Genomic DNA, 15,630 nt, shown 5'->3' with positions numbered 1-15,630 from the left:
ACTCCTGCGCTCCCTTAATTGGGACTGCAAAGATAAGAACTTTATTCTAACTCACAAATTTTATCTGATAAAATTAAAAGCTTTTTTTTTCGTCCTTTTCTTTAGTAGAATAAATCTTTATGCTTATCTAAAAGCTCTTCTGCGCTTACCGAATCTCTTTCGTTTTTCAGTGGGGCAAAGATAGAGACTTATACCATATCACACAAATCTATTTAACATAAAATTTACAGCAGCATAGAAATTGTGGGTAAGTTTTATATTTAACTTACTGATAGTTTTATATTTATGTAGTTATTAACACTTATCAACAATAGTGGAATTGTTTTTTAAAAGGTATGGAATGTCGTTTTGAGGGGGATATAAAGGGGTTTTATACATATAATAAGATGGGCTACTTTTTATATACTACTATTATATGTAGAATATGCGAGCTTGGGCTTTTGTAAATTTTAGCCAAAGCCAATAGAAGAAGATATATTTTTATTTGAGCGGACTCCCTTCGACTAGGCTCAGGATTATAGCCCACTCCTAGTGATGGACTTCTTTGGATGATATGATGGATTTTCTTTCGAGTTGATAAAAGATGAATATCTAAAGTATACATATATATTATATTACTAAACATAGATTGGATTCTCTTGGGTATTGAATTGATGAAGGGAATAACATTCTTTACATTCTTACTGGATAACAAAGATTGCGCAAAACAGAATGGGAAATAAAGAGACCAAATGATATAATGCTTATTACAAAGGGGCTGTTATAAGAAATGGTTAGAGATCAGTGTTTCTTATCTTCCCACTGATCGCACGGATTTGCACGGATTTTCATAGAGAACCGGAGATAACTGGATAACCACCCCGTCAAAAATTCTTTGAATTTTTGACACCCCTCCAAAGGATGGGAATGATAGAGGACATTCCTTATGGATAATGGTTAATATTACTAATTAATGACACCTATTCTCTATTCCCCACCACTCATTACTCATTACTCATTACTCATTACTCATTACTCATTACTCATTACTCATTACTCATTACTCTGGTCCCCTACCCTAGCCCCGATAGCAACGGTTACCCCGCAGCACGCGTAAGCCTTAGCTTTGGCGCGAGGAGTATGAGTGGATAGCGGGATCAAGCTCCTGATAAATTTCGAGAGTTTGAGAGCCTGGGTGCTGGAAAGTAAGAAAAAGTAAAAGAAGGTAAGGAAAGGGGAAGAGAGGAGAGAAAAGGAGAAGAGTAGAAAATGCATACACAGATCACAGAATACCTATTTGAATTAGGCTTTTCTCAAAGGTGGACAAAAAAAATTCCGTAAGAAATCCTAATTGATGGGACTCTTACGGAATGATTGTAAAACCGAAGTTTATATTTTTAGTTCAGAACGTAGGATGTTCCGTCTCTTCCGTCTTTTAACTCAATGCCTTCAGCAAGCAGTTTATCTCTGATCTGGTCTGAAAGTTCAAAGTTTTTGGATTTTCTTGCCTGATTTCTCAGTTCGATTAAGACTTTAAGGGTCTGATCTAGTTTTTCATTATTGTTCTCCTCTATGGTCTGCAATCCTAAAACATCGAAGATAAAGGCATTCAATGTTGACTTTAAATCTTCAAGATCTGCTGTTGAGATTGTTTCTTTACCATCATTTAAAGCGAAAATGTATTTTACGGCTTCAAATAAATGAGCAATCAGGATTGGAGAGTTGAAATCATCTGTTAATGCATCATAACATTTGTTCTTCCATTCTGTAAGGCTGAATTCTGACTGTTTGTTATCATCAGGTGTAATGGAATTCAATACTTTCACAGCTTCCATCAATCTGATAAATCCTTTTTCGCTGGCAATCATGGCGTCATTGGAAATGTCTAACACACTTCTGTAATGTGCCTGCAGGAAGCAGAAACGTACAATTGACGGGTGGAAAGATTTTTCAAAGAAATCATTATCTCCTGTTACCAACTGCATTGGAAGGATATAGTTCCCTGTAGACTTACTCATACGCTGAGAATTCATCGTCAACATATTGGCGTGCATCCAGTAGTGTACCGGAGCGGCTCCATTGCAAGCTTTTCCCTGAGCAATTTCACATTCGTGGTGAGGGAATTTCAAATCCATTCCTCCTCCGTGGATGTCAAAAGTTTCACCCAGATATTTTGTGCTCATTGCAGTACATTCAAGGTGCCATCCCGGGAAACCTTCTCCCCAAGGAGAGTTCCATCTCATGATGTGAGCCGGAGATGCTTTTTTCCAAAGCGCGAAATCCTGTGGATTCTTCTTCTCCCCTTGTCCGTCAAGATCACGGGTATTCGCAAAAAGCTCTTCTATATTACGTTTTGAAAGTTCACCGTAGTTCAGTCCTCTTTTGTTGTATTCCAAGACATCGAAGTATACGGAACCGTTGCTTTCGTACGCAAAGCCTGTATCTATTAATTTCTGAGTAAGTTCAATCTGTTCTACAATATGCCCTGTAGCTGTGGGTTCGATATTGGGAGGAAGCAGATTAAACATCTCAAGAACTTTGTGGAAATCAACTGTGTACTTTTGTACGATCTCCATTGGTTCCAGCTTTTCTAATCTGGTTTGTTTTACGAATCTGTCGTTATCTACATTTCCGTCATCAGTAAGGTGTCCGGCATCCGTGATGTTTCTTACATATCTCACTTTATATCCTAAATGCATTAGGGTACGGTAGATAAAATCGAAAGAAAGGAAAGTTCTTACATTTCCCAGATGCACATTGCTGTACACTGTAGGTCCGCAGACATACATTCCTACATTTCCTTCTAAGATGGGTTTGAATATTTCTTTTTCCGCTGTAAGCGAGTTATATATTTTTAGTTGCATTTATTTTTTATTAAAAGATTCAATAGTTTTAAGATTCAAAAATTAGTTAAAATAAAAATCTGTCACAACAAATAATTGTTGTGATAAAAATTTTATGTGAAACTTTTTTAAATTTTATCATAATTAAATCGCTTTTAAATGATGCTGCAAATGATCTACGTAATCCTTAATGATAAACTCCAGTGTAAACCTTTGGAGTTCGGTTTTAGTAGTATCGCAAGTTCTTTGCAGTGCTTCATCGGGAATATTTTCTACAACATGAACAATCTGCTCATTCAATGCTTTCCAAAGATTAATTAATTCGGAAACTGGAACATTCTGATAGTTTTGGGCTTTCACCCAAATATTTTGATCGTATACGATATTCTCGTTCTCTTTATATTGAGTAACTACAAATCTACGGATATTTGTAAAAGCACTGTCACAAAGATGACCAATTATTTCTTTTTTGGACCATTTTTCCGGTACAGCCTTGTGATTCCATTCTTCATCAGAAATTGCCTGGAATCTCTGAAGTTCTGCATCTATAATATTCTTAAGTATCTGGTAGTTCATTGATATTAGTCTAATTTTGCATGGCTTCCCACATAATGTAAGAATTCCTGTCTTGTAATTGGATTTGTTCTGAAGATTCCGCTCAATTCTGCTGTAATGGTAGAACTTGCTGTGTCTTTAATTCCTCTACAGTTTACACAAAGGTGTTTTGCATCTATGATACAGGCAACATTTTTTGTTCCTAAAGCTTCTTTCAGAGCTTCTACAATCTGCATTGTCAGTCTTTCCTGAACCTGTGGTCTTTTTGCATAGTAATCCACAATTCTGTTAATTTTTGAAAGACCGATTACTTCTCCATTTGAAATATAAGCAACGTGTGCTCTTCCTATAATCGGTAAAAAGTGGTGTTCACAAAAAGAATATACGGTGATATCTTTTTCCACCAGCATCTGACGGTATTTATATTTGTTGGAAAATGTAGAGATACCCGGTTTATTTTCCGGAAGAAGTCCACCGAAAATTTCGTTCACATACATTTTGGCAACACGCTTTGGTGAGTCTTTCAGGGAATCATCAGTCATATCCAGACCTAATGTTTCCATAATCTCTCCAAAAAGCTCAGTGATTTTTTCAATTTTTTCCTGTGGCGATTTATCAAAAGCATCTTCCCTTATAGGCGTATGTTCTTTTCCAGTGAAAATATCATCGTCGTTATCAGTAAAATCAACCATTTTTATTTAATTTGCAGCAAAAATACGGATAATATTGTTTCATCTATTTTTTCCGAAAAGTTTTTATTCATTTTTTGGATTAACAGAACCTCTATGATTTCTATGGTTATTGAATACTTTTAAATCACAGAGATTTCAGCTAGATGAAATCATTATCTTTTATAACCTACTCTGATTAAAAACTATATGATTATTGTTGAAGAAGTACAAAACAAATACCACAAAAGGGAATTTCTGGAATTTCCCGCGCAACTTTATCAACACGACAAAAATTATATCCGCCCTTTAGATAAACATATTGAGGAGATCTTTAATCCTGAAAAGAATAAGTTCTTCAGAAATGGAGAATGTAAAAGATTTCTATTTAAAAAAGACAATAAGACGGTTGGAAAAGTAGCTGTTTTTATCAATAATTATTATGAACAGAAACAACCTACCGGAGGTTTTGGTTTTTTTGACTGTATTAATCATCAGGGGACAGCAAATTTTATTTTTGATCATTGTAAAAACTGGCTTCAGGAAAGAGGTATGGAAGCAATGGATGGGCCTATCAATTTCGGAGAGAGAGATAAGTTCTGGGGGCTTTTGATTGAAGGATTCATTGAACCATTGTATGGAATGAACTATAATTTCCCTTACTATAAAAATCTTTTTGAAAATTATGGGTTGAAGATCTATTTTGAACAGCTTTGTTTTACCAGACCTGTGTTTGCCGAAGTTTCGCGCATTTTCACCATTGCTCATGAGAAAAACAGAAGGAATCCTGCTATTTCTGCTCAACCTATGAAAAAGAATAACCTGCCTAAGTTTGCGAAGGATTTTACAGAGGTTTATAATAAGGCATGGGCTGCTCACGGAGAAGGAAAGCAACTGGAAGAAGGTAAAGTGCTGAAAATGTTCAAGACCATGAAACCTATTATGAATGAACATATCTCATGGTTTGTGTATGAAAATGATAAACCTATCGCCATGTGGATCAATCTTCCGGATCTCAACCAATGGTTTAAATACCTCAACGGAAAGTTTGGAGTTTTTGAAAAGCTTAAGTTCTTGTTTTTAAAACGATTTAAAAAGAATGAAAAGATGGTTGGGCTTGTTTTCGGTGTAGTTCCGGAATGGCAGAGGAAAGGGATTGATGGGTATATGATCTGGGAAGGTACACAGCATTTGAGAAAGCATACGGATTTTACGATTACGGAGCTTCAATGGATTGGTGATTTTAATCCAAAGATGATTAAGATTGCCGAGACTCTTGATACTACTGTAACCCGAAAACTGGCTACTTACCGTTATTTATTTGATAGAAATAAAGAGTTTGAGAGACATCCAATTCTTTAGTTAGGAAGATAGAGGCTGGAAGATGGAAGTTATTGATATTTTTTCATTAACTAAAGATTCAGTTTGCTTTTTTCTGGAGGCTGTATATTATTTGACGCAAAGTTTTTATTAGCTTGCTGTTGTATCTTTGAGGGAGCAAAGGCGGAATCAATTTCATTGATTCTTTCTAAGCGAATGTATGGCCTACGGCTTTTTTATCCTTGTTTTATCTTTAATAAAAATTCTGTACAGATTATTAAAATAAAAACCCTGCCGATTAAGACAGGATTCCTTCATTTTTGGTACTTTTATTAGAATAGCTCACCGGCTACTTTTTTAATATTATCACTTTTACCCATTGAGTAGAAGTGTAAAACAGGAACTCCAAAATCGAGAAGCTCTTTACACTGGGCAATGGCCCATTCTACTCCGATTTGCTTTACGGCTTCATTATTTTTTGCGTTCTCCACTTCATTGATAAGCTCTTCCGGAAGATCTATTTTGAATACCTGAGGCAGGATTTTCAAATGTTTCTTGGTCGCAATTGGTTTAATTCCCGGAATGATTGGAACGGTAATTCCCATTTCTCTTGCTTTCTGAACGAATTCAATATACTTTTTATTGTCAAAAAACATTTGGGTTACAATATAATCTGCTCCGGCATCTACTTTTTGCTTCAGCCATTTCAGGTCATAATTCATGGAAGGGGCTTCCATATGTTTTTCAGGATAGCCTGCTACTCCGATGCAGAATTTATTAAGTTCATCACAAGCCTGTTCTTCATTGTGAAGGTATTTCCCTCTTCCCAGGTTGTTAATCTGATTCACAAGATCCATCGCGCTGGCATGTCCGCCCTGAGTGGGTTCAAAATACTGATGCCCTTTCATGGCATCTCCTCTTAAAGCCATCACATTATCGATACCAAGGTACATACAGTCTACCAGAAGATATTCTGTTTCTTCTTTGGTAAACCCTCCGCACAATAGGTGTGGAACGGTATCTACATTATATTTATGCTGAATGGCTGCACAAATTCCCAATGTTCCGGGGCGCATTCTTGTGATACGACGCTCCATCAATCCATTTCCTTTATCTAAATAAATATATTCTTCTCTTGAAGTAGTAACATCAATGAATGGAGGTTTGAATTCCATCAACGGATCGATATTCGTATATAAGTCTTCAATACCGATTCCCTTTTGTGGTGGAACCACTTCTAAGGAGAATAAAGTTTTTCCGTTTGCGTTTTTTATATGTTCTGTTATCTTCATATCAATTTTAATCTGCTAAATTTGGTGACAACCATTTTCTAGCTTCCTGGATGCTACAACTTCTTCTGTCAGCATAATCCTTAAGCTGGTCTTCTGTAATTTTTCCTAATCCGAAATACTTGGCATGCGGGCTTCCGAAATAATATCCTGAAACGGCTGCAGTCGGGAACATGGCTAAGCTTTCTGTAAGGTATACTCCTATATTTTCTTTTACTTTTAAAAGATCCCAAATGGTACTCTTTTCCAAGTGGTCTGGGCAAGCGGGATATCCCGGTGCCGGACGGATTCCTTTATATTTTTCTGCAATTAATTCTTCATTGCTTAATTCTTCCTGAACGGCATAGCCCCAATATTCTGTTCTTACTTTTTTATGTAAAAATTCGGCGTAAGCTTCTGCAAAACGGTCTGCCAGAGCTTTTACCATGATGGCATTGTAATCATCATTGGCTTTTTCATACTCTTCTGCTAATTCATCAGTTCCGAAACCTGTAGTTACACAGAAAGCCCCCATATAATCAGTTTTTTCTGAACTTTGTGGAGCGATAAAGTCGCTTAATGCCAGATAATCTTTTCCTTTTGATCTTTGAGCTTGCTGTCTTAGGGTTAAAAACTTAACCTGTTCGTTATTGTTTTCATCAAAAATTAAGATATCATCCGTTTCGTTGGAATTGGCTTTGAAGATTCCAAAGATCGCTTTTGCAGTTAATAGCTTTTCATCCAGAATTCTATTTAAAATAACCTGAGCATCTTTGAACAGTTCCTTCGCCTGTGCACCTACAACCTCATCTTCTAAGATATCCGGGTATTTCCCATGAAGATCCCAGCTCCTGAAGAAAGGAGACCAATCGACGAATGGTAATAATTCTCTTAAATCCTGATTTTCGACTACGGTTATCCCTAAATTGTTCGGTGTGAAAATATCTTCGTTTTCCCAATCTATTTTGAAACGGTTTTTTCTTGCTTCTTCAATGGAAACATAATCTTTATCAACTTGTCTGTTCAGGAATTTCTCTCTGAAGTCTGAATAGTCGTTCTTCAAATCTGAAACATATTCTTTATTTCTGTCTCCCAATAATGAACTTACCACGTTTACGGCTCTTGAGGCATCATTAACGTGAACAACAGCATTTTTATATTTTAAATCGATTTTCACTGCTGTATGTGCTTTCGAAGTAGTTGCACCACCAATTAATAAAGGAAAATCAAGATTTTGTCTTTCTAATTCTGAAGCGATATACACCATTTCGTCCAAACTTGGGGTAATCAATCCGCTTAATCCGATCACATCTACTTTCTCTGCAATAGCTGTCTGGATAATTTTTTCGGCAGGAACCATTACTCCAAGATCTACAATCTCATAGTTGTTACAGCCCAGTACAACGCTTACAATATTTTTTCCAATATCATGAACGTCTCCTTTTACGGTTGCCATTAAAATTTTTCCATTAGCAGGTCTCGATCCATCTTTTTCAGCTTCAATATACGGTTGTAGGTAAGCAACAGCTTTTTTCATTACTCTTGCCGATTTTACTACTTGTGGCAGGAACATTTTTCCGCTTCCGAATAAATCTCCTACGACTCCCATTCCGGTCATCAGATTAATTTCTATGACATGAAGTGGTCTTTCTGCCAATTGTCTGGCTTCTTCTACATCTTCTTCGATAAAACGGTCAATTCCTTTTACTAAAGCATAGGTAATTCTTTCCTGTAATGGATTGTTTCTCCATTCCAGATCTTCAGTCTTTTCTTTTTTGACTGATTTATGTTTTTCGGAATAATCAAGAAGTCTTTCTGTAGCATCTTCTCTCTTATCAAGGATTACATCTTCTACAAGCTCCAGCAATTCTTTATTAATCTCATCATAAACCTCCAGCATGGCAGGGTTTACAATACCGATATTCATTCCGGCCTGAATGGCATGGTAAAGAAATACGGAGTGCATGGCTTCTCTTACCGTGTCATTTCCACGAAATGAAAAGGAAACATTGCTCACTCCTCCACTTACAGATGCATAAGGCAGATTTTGTCTTACCCAACGTGTAGCTTCAATAAAATCGATGGCATTTTTTCTGTGCTCATCCATTCCTGTAGCTACCGGGAAGATATTTAAATCGAAAATGATATCTTCTGCCGGAAATCCGATCTGATTCACCAAAATGTCATAAGATCGTTTCGAAATTTCAATTCTTCGTTCAAGATTGTCAGCCTGCCCTACCTCATCAAATGCCATTACAATAACTGCAGCTCCATATCTTTTGATCGCTTTGGCGTGTTTGATAAATTCTTCTTCTCCTTCTTTTAAACTGATGGAGTTTACCACACATTTCCCTTGGGCAACCTGAAGACCTGCTTCCAGAATTTCCCATTTGGAAGAATCTACCATGATAGGGATTCTTGCAATATCCGGTTCTGATGCAATAAGGTTGAGAAATTTAATCATTGATGCTTTTCCATCAATCAAACCATCATCAAAGTTAACATCCAGAATCTGGGCACCTCCTTCTACCTGATGGCGGGCAATGTCTAATGCTTCAGAGAATTTCTCCTCTTTGATCAGTCTTAAAAATTTTTTGGAACCGGCAACATTAGTCCTTTCACCAACGTTGATGAAATTACTTTCCGGCGTTATGATAAGAGGCTCAAGGCCTGATAATCTTAAATATTTCATCTATTTTATTCTTCTAAAATATAGTAGGCATTATTTGCATTCTGCCTTAATAAATCCCTGTGCTTGCCTAAAGCGGTGAACAGTGGAAATCTTTTATATGCCAAGCCATGTTCTTTAGCAAATTCTTCTATCTCTTCCGTGATCTCATTGTAATACATATAACTGTAATTGGGGAAAAGATGATGAGCTACATGAAAATTAAAATTCCCTAATACATTTCTTACCAACCAGTTATTTTCTTTCAAATCATTGGTCACTTCCAATTGATGACGAAGCCAGCTAAACGGAAGTCCGTTATCTTTATTCAATCTTGGAAAAGCATTATCAGGAAGCGGATGCAGAGGCAACAAAACAAACAGTGCAAAAATGCTTGCTGCAATTACCTGTAGAAACCAAGCTCCTAAAGCCAAACCGATTGATACTTTAAAGAACACGACAGGAACTACAATCTGATAAAAAAAGTAAAACAGCTTATAACTCACCATTTTTACTTTTTCTACAACAGGTATTCTTCCCTGGGTTTTCAAAATCACTCTTTCTTTATCAAAGAAGTCTCTGAAATCTCTTATGAACATCCAATTGAACAAATACAACGGATATACTAAAAAGAAAAACCTATGCTGATACTTCTGTAATCCTTTAGCCTTAATCCAAGGCACTATTAACAGCAAACCACTCTGCTCAATATCGGTATCCCATCCATCCACATTCGGATAGGCATGGTGACTTGCGATATGTCTTTTCTTCCAGATATAGGAATTGGCTCCTATAAAATCAAAAATGTGAAGTACCACTCCATTCAGTCTTTTACTTTTAAATATGTTGTTATGGGCGGCTTCATGGATCAGATTTAAATAAATTAAAACCAAAGAAATTCCCATTAAAACAAAACTCAATATATAAACCCAATGTTTTTCGGCATTCAATACGGCGAAAAAATATAAACCTACATAGATCAATGGTAGTACCACCGCTTTAATCTTAATATAAACATCCCTGTTTTCAGAAATAGTTTCTACCCGTTGGTTCACTTTCTTTCTCAGCTCATTAAACAATTTGGTATCATCTGAATCTTTTAAGTAACTCGGCTTTTCCATTATAATTAAATTTTGCAACCTACTTAAAGATAATATTTATAACCGAGTCTTTATTCTTGATTTTAATTAAAAAAATCTATCAAATCATACAAATTCCTTCAATTTTCTTGGTTGATATTTTTCTACCAGCTCAGCAATGGCCTTAATATGTTCGGGAGTAGTACCGCAGCATCCTCCGATAATATTAATCAATCCTTTTTCTACGTATTCCTTGATCTGCCTCGCCATATCTTCCGGTGTCTCATCATATTTTCCAAAGGCATTTGGTAACCCTGCATTCGGATACGCTGAAATATAAAATTCTGAATTATGGGCCAGTGTTTCCAGATAAGGTGTCAACTGATCTGCTCCTAATGCGCAGTTAAAGCCAACACTTAATAAATTCAGATGAGAAACAGAGATCAAAAAGGCTTCAGCTGTCTGCCCGCTCAGTGTTCTTCCTGATGCATCGGTAATGGTTCCTGAAACCATGATCGGAATTTTTATTCCTCTTTCGTCCTGAAGTTCATCAATAGCAAAAAGAGCTGCTTTGGCATTCAGTGTATCAAAGATGGTTTCTACCAATAGAATATCCGAACCTCCATCTAATAAAGCTTCACATTGCTGCTTGTAAGCGACTCTCAGTTCTTCAAAAGTAATGGCTCTGTATCCCGGATCATTTACATCTGGGCTTAAACTTGCCGTTCTGTTGGTTGGTCCGATAGATCCGGCTACAAATCTCGGTTTATCCGGATTTTTCACGGTGTATTCATCACATGCTTTTCTGGCAATTTTTGCAGACTCATAGTTCAGCTCGTACACCAATTCTTCCATATGATAATCTGCCATTGCAATGGTAGTTCCAGAGAATGTATTGGTTTCAATAATATCAGCTCCTGCTTCCAGATATTTCTTATGCACTTCTTCAATGGCCTGAGGCTGCGTAAGGGAAAGCAGGTCATTATTTCCTTTTACAGGATGTTCCCAGTCTTTGAAACGCTCGCCACGGTAATCTTCTTCTTCGAATTTGTAACGTTGAAGCATAGTTCCCATCGCACCGTCCAGTACTAGGATACGTTCTTTGAGGGCTTTGTTTAGTGATTCTATATTTGTCATGTCTCTTATGTTGATAGGATGACAGGACCTCGTCCTATCTTGGGGTTAAATCGCCCCGTTGGGGCTCATTGTGATTAATCTAAGGCTTGTTTTAAGTCTGCGATGATGTCGTCTACGTTTTCTAAACCTACTGAACAACGAACTAATCCTGCTGTGATTCCTACTTCGTTTCTTTCTTCATCAGAAAGCTTAGAGTGTGTGGTAGATGCCGGATGGGTAACAATAGTTCTTGTATCGCCTAAGTTGGCAGAGAGTGAACACATTTGGATCTTATCTAAAAAGCTTCTTCCTCCTTCTATTCCACCTTTTATTTCAAAAGCAACAATGTTTCCACCAAGTTTCATCTGTTTTTTGGCTACTTCATAGCTTGGATGGGATTTCAGGAATGGATATTTTACCAGTTCTACATTAGGATGACTTTCTAAAAACTCTGCTACCTTCAATGCATTTTCACAGTGCTTTTCTACACGGATTGCCAATGTCTCAAGGCTTTTTGACAATACCCATGCATTAAAAGGAGACAAAGCAGGTCCTGTATTTCTTGCAAAAAGATAGATTTCTCTGATCAAGTCTGCTTTACCTACTGCGATTCCGCCTAATACTCTTCCTTGTCCGTCAATCAACTTCGTTGCAGAATGTACAACAACATCTGCTCCATATTTAATTGGCTGCTGAAGATAAGGCGTTGCAAAACAGTTATCTACAATAAAGATCAGGTTGTGCTTTTTAGCAATCTGTCCGAAAAACTCCAAATCCAGTATTTCAATTGCAGGATTGGTAGGCGTTTCCAGGTATAATATCTTTGTATTGGGTTGAATGTATTGTTCAACATTCTCTGCATCTTCTGCTTTGAAATAAGTAGTTTCAATATTCCATTTCGGAAAATACTTTGTGAATAAAGTGTGAGTAGATCCGAAAACCGACTGACAGCTTACAATATGATCTCCTGCACTTAACAAAGCTGCAAATGTAGAATAGATGGCTGCCATTCCTGTTGCAAAGGCATATCCTGCTTCTGCACCTTCCATTTTAGCAATCTTTTCAGTAAACTCAGACACATTCGGGTTGGAGAAACGGCTGTACAGGTTTTTAGGTTTTTCTTCAGCAAAGCTTGCTCTCATATCTTCAGCATCCTGAAAAATAAAGCTGGAGGTAAGATATAATGGTGTGGAGTGTTCATCAAACTGAGATCTTTCAGTTTGGGTTCTTATTGCTGATGTTTCGAAATTTTCCATATAGTTTTAATTTGTCAATTTACCAATGTATCAATCTAACAGTTTAACAACGAGACTCTTCTATTTGCTCAGAATGACAATAACCATCATCGGTAAACTGTTACATTGTTAGATTGCTACATTAATTTTATTTTGTTTCGCTTAGTCTTAAGATATCTCCGAACACGCCTCTTGCTGTTACCTGTGCTCCGGCTCCGGCTCCCATAATTACAATTGGATTTTCACCATAACTTTCTGTATAAATCTCAAAGATTGAATCTGAACCTTTCAGTTGTCCTAATGCTGAACTTCCCGGTACTGAAACCAGTTTTACATCAAGCTGTCCTTTTTCTTCCTGTAAATTTCCATGCAGATCTCCTACATAACGCAATACATGACCAGGCTCCTGATTCTCCTTGATCTTCTGATATTCTTCATCCAATTCTTCTAATCTTGAAAGAAACTCTGATTTTGAAACTGATAATAGGTTTTCCGGAACCAGATTTTGAATATTGATATCTTCAAATTCATTGATTAGGTCTAATTCTCTTGCCAGAATCAAGAGTTTTCTTGCTACATCATTTCCGGATAGGTCTTCTCTTGGATCCGGTTCTGTATATCCTTTTTCCAAAGCTTCATTCACAATTGTTGAGAATTTATCATCTCTCAAAGAAAAATTGTTGAAAACATAACTTAATGTCCCGGAGAAAACTCCTTTAATTCTTGTGATATTTTCTCCCGAAAGGTGTAATAATTTGATCGTATCAATTAACGGAAGACCTGCTCCCACATTAGTTTCATACAGATAACGCCTGTTGTTTTTATTCAACGTATATCTTAGTTTACGGTATTCTTCAATGGGAAGGGTGTTGAAAATTTTATTGGAAGAAACCAGATCGAATCCGTTTTCTGCTAATGCATGATAGTTCTTAACAAAATCCTTGCTTGCGGTGTTGTCTACCACAATCAGATTCTCCAACTGATTTTCATTGGAGAAGTTAATTAGCTCCTCAACGTTGGATGGCTGCTCTGCTGTTAAAACCTCATCAGTCCAGTTGGTATCGAAGCCTTTTTTATTGAACGCTATTTTCTTTGAATTGGCTACAGCAACAACTTTAAGGTCTATTTTTTTACGTCTTTTAATCTCTTCTGAAGATTCCAGAACCTGCTCAATTAATGTTTTTCCAACATTTCCATGGCCAATGATGGCCAGATGAACAGTCTTTGGCTTTTTGAAGATCTCAGATTCTATAATGTTTCTTGTTTTCTCATCCTGCGAAGACGTTACTACGATGTTTACTCTGTTTTCACCGGCAACCTTATTTAAAAGCAATGGGAAAACATTGTTTCTCGCTAATTCAGCAAAGACTTTATTGGAATCTTCTGCTACAAAACCGATCACAGAAACATTGTTGATACTATATATTTGGGATACTTTCCCTGATTTTCTTTCTGCTTCAAATTCATCAATAAGACAAGCTACGGCTTTCTCAGCATCATTTTCGTGAACTAAAATAGAAATTCCATTTTCTATGGCTTGCTGAGAGATTACTCCTACACTGATACGCGCTAAAGTAAGCGCTTTGAAAATTCGTCCGTCAATCCCGATTTCTCCTAAGAAATCTTCTCCTTCAAATTTGACAATTGATCTGTTCTTTAAAAATTTTATTTCGTTAGCATTTTTCATGACTCTATAAAATGTTTTTTATGATATTATTTAATTGTTGATATTCCATTAGGAAGGCATCATGCCCGTGTATAGATTGGATCTCGTGATAAGAAACATTCTCCTTTTTCTTTTTCAGACTCTCAAAACACATTCGGATTTCAGAAGCTGGGAAGAATAAATCTGTATCTACGGAGATCATATGCATTCGTGCTTCTATGTGCTCCAGATATGTTTCATCAGTATTTATATTCATCAGCAGATGATTCATCAGTTTGTACGCTTGTAAACTAAACCTTTCGTTTAATGCATTACCATGATAAATCAGCCAATCTTCTGATTCCAGGCGTTGTTTTTCCTGATTGTATTTATTTTGAAATCTGTCGTTAAGTGATTCCGGAGTTCTATAGCACAACATGGCATGAATTCTTGCTTTTTGTAATGGCTCATCTTTATCATTCAATAAAAATTTCTGAACCAGACATTGTGCATGCAGCCAATCATGAGTTCTATAATCACAGGCAATGGGAATAAAAATTTCTGCCAGCTTGGGTTGCTTAGCTAACATTTCCCAAGCAATTCCTCCTCCAAGGGAGCCTCCAATAATGGCGTATAGGTTTGTAATATGTAAAGCTTCCAACCCTTTCAGAAATATATTGGCTATATCTGAAGGGGTGAAGTCTTCATAATCTTCAATTAAAAAATGATCGTATCCGTTTCCGGGAATGTTGAAACACAGAACAGTGTACTTATTGGTATCAACCACCTGATTTTCGCCAATCAATTGCTTCCACCAGCCTTTTTCTCCGGATACGTTTGAATTCCCGGTAAGGGCATGATTGATTAAAATGATAGGGGCTGTAAACAGGTCCTTCCCGAAAAGCTCATAGCTTAACGAGATAGGGTATTCCTTTTGGGAATTGGTTTGATACGAAAGATTAATATAGTTTAGTTCTGTTTTCAATTCTATTATATATTTTAATACAATTGAAAATGCCACAGGAAATGGCTGAAAAGAACTTCAGTGAGTTATCTGTCCAAAATTATTTTGGTAGAACGTAGCACCTTCTTTGCTTGCGCAAAGGGTTGCTAAGGTTTCATAGGGTCTAATCCCTCAACCTTTCTTGATAACATTTTCAATATTTGAATGAACGAATGGTGCAAAGGTAGTTCTTTTCTTTTAAAATCAAAAAAAAATTAATTTAATATTAAAAAAAGCCCTTAAACACTAGT

At 36.6% G+C, this 15,630-nt stretch carries 11 protein-coding genes and 1 riboswitch; of the genes, 1 reads left to right on the top strand and 10 read right to left on the bottom strand.

What is annotated here, in order from left to right; genetic code table 11:
- Positions 1-1,376 precede the first annotated feature (1,376 nt).
- The 3 genes from cysS to folE form a co-directional block, all read right to left on the bottom strand.
- Positions 1,377-2,843 carry a cysteine--tRNA ligase gene (gene cysS / locus J2772_RS18225; RefSeq protein WP_209919206.1) on the bottom strand — a complete coding sequence of 489 codons (1,467 nt, stop codon included), beginning with the start codon at positions 2,841-2,843 and terminating at the stop codon, positions 1,377-1,379.
- A gap of 123 nt (positions 2,844-2,966) precedes the next feature.
- Positions 2,967-3,398, bottom strand: a complete 432-nt coding sequence (locus tag J2772_RS18220; RefSeq protein ID WP_209919204.1) for a DinB family protein — start codon at positions 3,396-3,398, stop codon at positions 2,967-2,969.
- Between the two features lie 5 nt (positions 3,399-3,403).
- Entirely contained in the window at positions 3,404-4,069 is a 666-nt protein-coding gene (gene folE, locus J2772_RS18215; RefSeq protein ID WP_045490962.1) for a GTP cyclohydrolase I FolE, read from the bottom strand.
- A gap of 186 nt (positions 4,070-4,255) precedes the next feature.
- Here folE and J2772_RS18210 point away from each other — a divergent pair, with 186 nt between their 5' ends.
- On the top strand, positions 4,256-5,407 hold the full coding sequence (locus J2772_RS18210; protein WP_209919201.1) for a hypothetical protein: 1,152 nt from the start codon (positions 4,256-4,258) through the stop codon (positions 5,405-5,407).
- 290 nt (positions 5,408-5,697) lie between these two features.
- Here the strand turns inward: J2772_RS18210 and metF are convergent, their stop codons facing one another.
- From metF to J2772_RS18175, 7 genes are all read right to left on the bottom strand, one after another.
- Positions 5,698-6,657, bottom strand: a complete 960-nt coding sequence (metF, locus tag J2772_RS18205; RefSeq protein WP_209919199.1) for a methylenetetrahydrofolate reductase [NAD(P)H] — start codon at positions 6,655-6,657, stop codon at positions 5,698-5,700.
- Positions 6,658-6,664: 7 nt separating this feature from the next.
- A complete protein-coding gene (metH, locus tag J2772_RS18200) occupies positions 6,665-9,325 on the bottom strand; it encodes a methionine synthase (protein ID WP_209919197.1) in 2,661 nt (886 codons plus the stop codon).
- A 5-nt stretch (positions 9,326-9,330) separates the two neighbouring features.
- Positions 9,331-10,422, bottom strand: a complete 1,092-nt coding sequence (locus J2772_RS18195) for a fatty acid desaturase family protein (protein ID WP_209919195.1) — start codon at positions 10,420-10,422, stop codon at positions 9,331-9,333.
- 84 nt (positions 10,423-10,506) lie between these two features.
- Entirely contained in the window at positions 10,507-11,517 is a 1,011-nt protein-coding gene (locus J2772_RS18190) for a homocysteine S-methyltransferase family protein (RefSeq protein WP_209919193.1), read from the bottom strand.
- Positions 11,518-11,591: 74 nt separating this feature from the next.
- Positions 11,592-12,752, bottom strand: coding sequence for an O-succinylhomoserine sulfhydrylase (locus J2772_RS18185; RefSeq protein WP_209919191.1), 1,161 nt, complete (start codon positions 12,750-12,752; stop codon positions 11,592-11,594).
- A 127-nt stretch (positions 12,753-12,879) separates the two neighbouring features.
- Positions 12,880-14,418, bottom strand: coding sequence for an ACT domain-containing protein (locus tag J2772_RS18180; protein ID WP_209919189.1), 1,539 nt, complete (start codon positions 14,416-14,418; stop codon positions 12,880-12,882).
- A gap of 4 nt (positions 14,419-14,422) precedes the next feature.
- A complete protein-coding gene (locus J2772_RS18175; protein WP_209919187.1) occupies positions 14,423-15,361 on the bottom strand; it encodes an alpha/beta fold hydrolase in 939 nt (312 codons plus the stop codon).
- A gap of 62 nt (positions 15,362-15,423) precedes the next feature.
- Positions 15,424-15,531, bottom strand: a riboswitch (SAM riboswitch).
- Positions 15,532-15,630 lie beyond the last annotated feature (99 nt).

The sequence above is a fragment of the Chryseobacterium jejuense genome (assembly GCF_017877355.1).
Taxonomy (GTDB): Bacteria; Bacteroidota; Bacteroidia; order Flavobacteriales; family Weeksellaceae; genus Chryseobacterium; species Chryseobacterium jejuense_A.
Note: the sequence above shows the minus strand (reverse complement) of the source record. Positions and strands in the feature narration are given on the sequence as shown.

What these genes read in the sequence shown, in the direction of transcription:
- cysS (WP_209919206.1), bottom strand. Translation starts at nt 2,843, where the DNA reads ATGCAACTAAAAATATATAACTCGCTTACAGCGGAAAAAGAAATATTC.
- J2772_RS18220 (WP_209919204.1), bottom strand. Translation starts at nt 3,398, where the DNA reads ATGAACTACCAGATACTTAAGAATATTATAGATGCAGAACTTCAGAGA.
- folE (WP_045490962.1), bottom strand. Translation starts at nt 4,069, where the DNA reads ATGGTTGATTTTACTGATAACGACGATGATATTTTCACTGGAAAAGAA.
- J2772_RS18210 (WP_209919201.1), top strand. Translation starts at nt 4,256, where the DNA reads ATGATTATTGTTGAAGAAGTACAAAACAAATACCACAAAAGGGAATTT.
- metF (WP_209919199.1), bottom strand. Translation starts at nt 6,657, where the DNA reads ATGAAGATAACAGAACATATAAAAAACGCAAACGGAAAAACTTTATTC.
- metH (WP_209919197.1), bottom strand. Translation starts at nt 9,325, where the DNA reads ATGAAATATTTAAGATTATCAGGCCTTGAGCCTCTTATCATAACGCCG.
- J2772_RS18195 (WP_209919195.1), bottom strand. Translation starts at nt 10,422, where the DNA reads ATGGAAAAGCCGAGTTACTTAAAAGATTCAGATGATACCAAATTGTTT.
- J2772_RS18190 (WP_209919193.1), bottom strand. Translation starts at nt 11,517, where the DNA reads ATGACAAATATAGAATCACTAAACAAAGCCCTCAAAGAACGTATCCTA.
- J2772_RS18185 (WP_209919191.1), bottom strand. Translation starts at nt 12,752, where the DNA reads ATGGAAAATTTCGAAACATCAGCAATAAGAACCCAAACTGAAAGATCT.
- J2772_RS18180 (WP_209919189.1), bottom strand. Translation starts at nt 14,418, where the DNA reads ATGAAAAATGCTAACGAAATAAAATTTTTAAAGAACAGATCAATTGTC.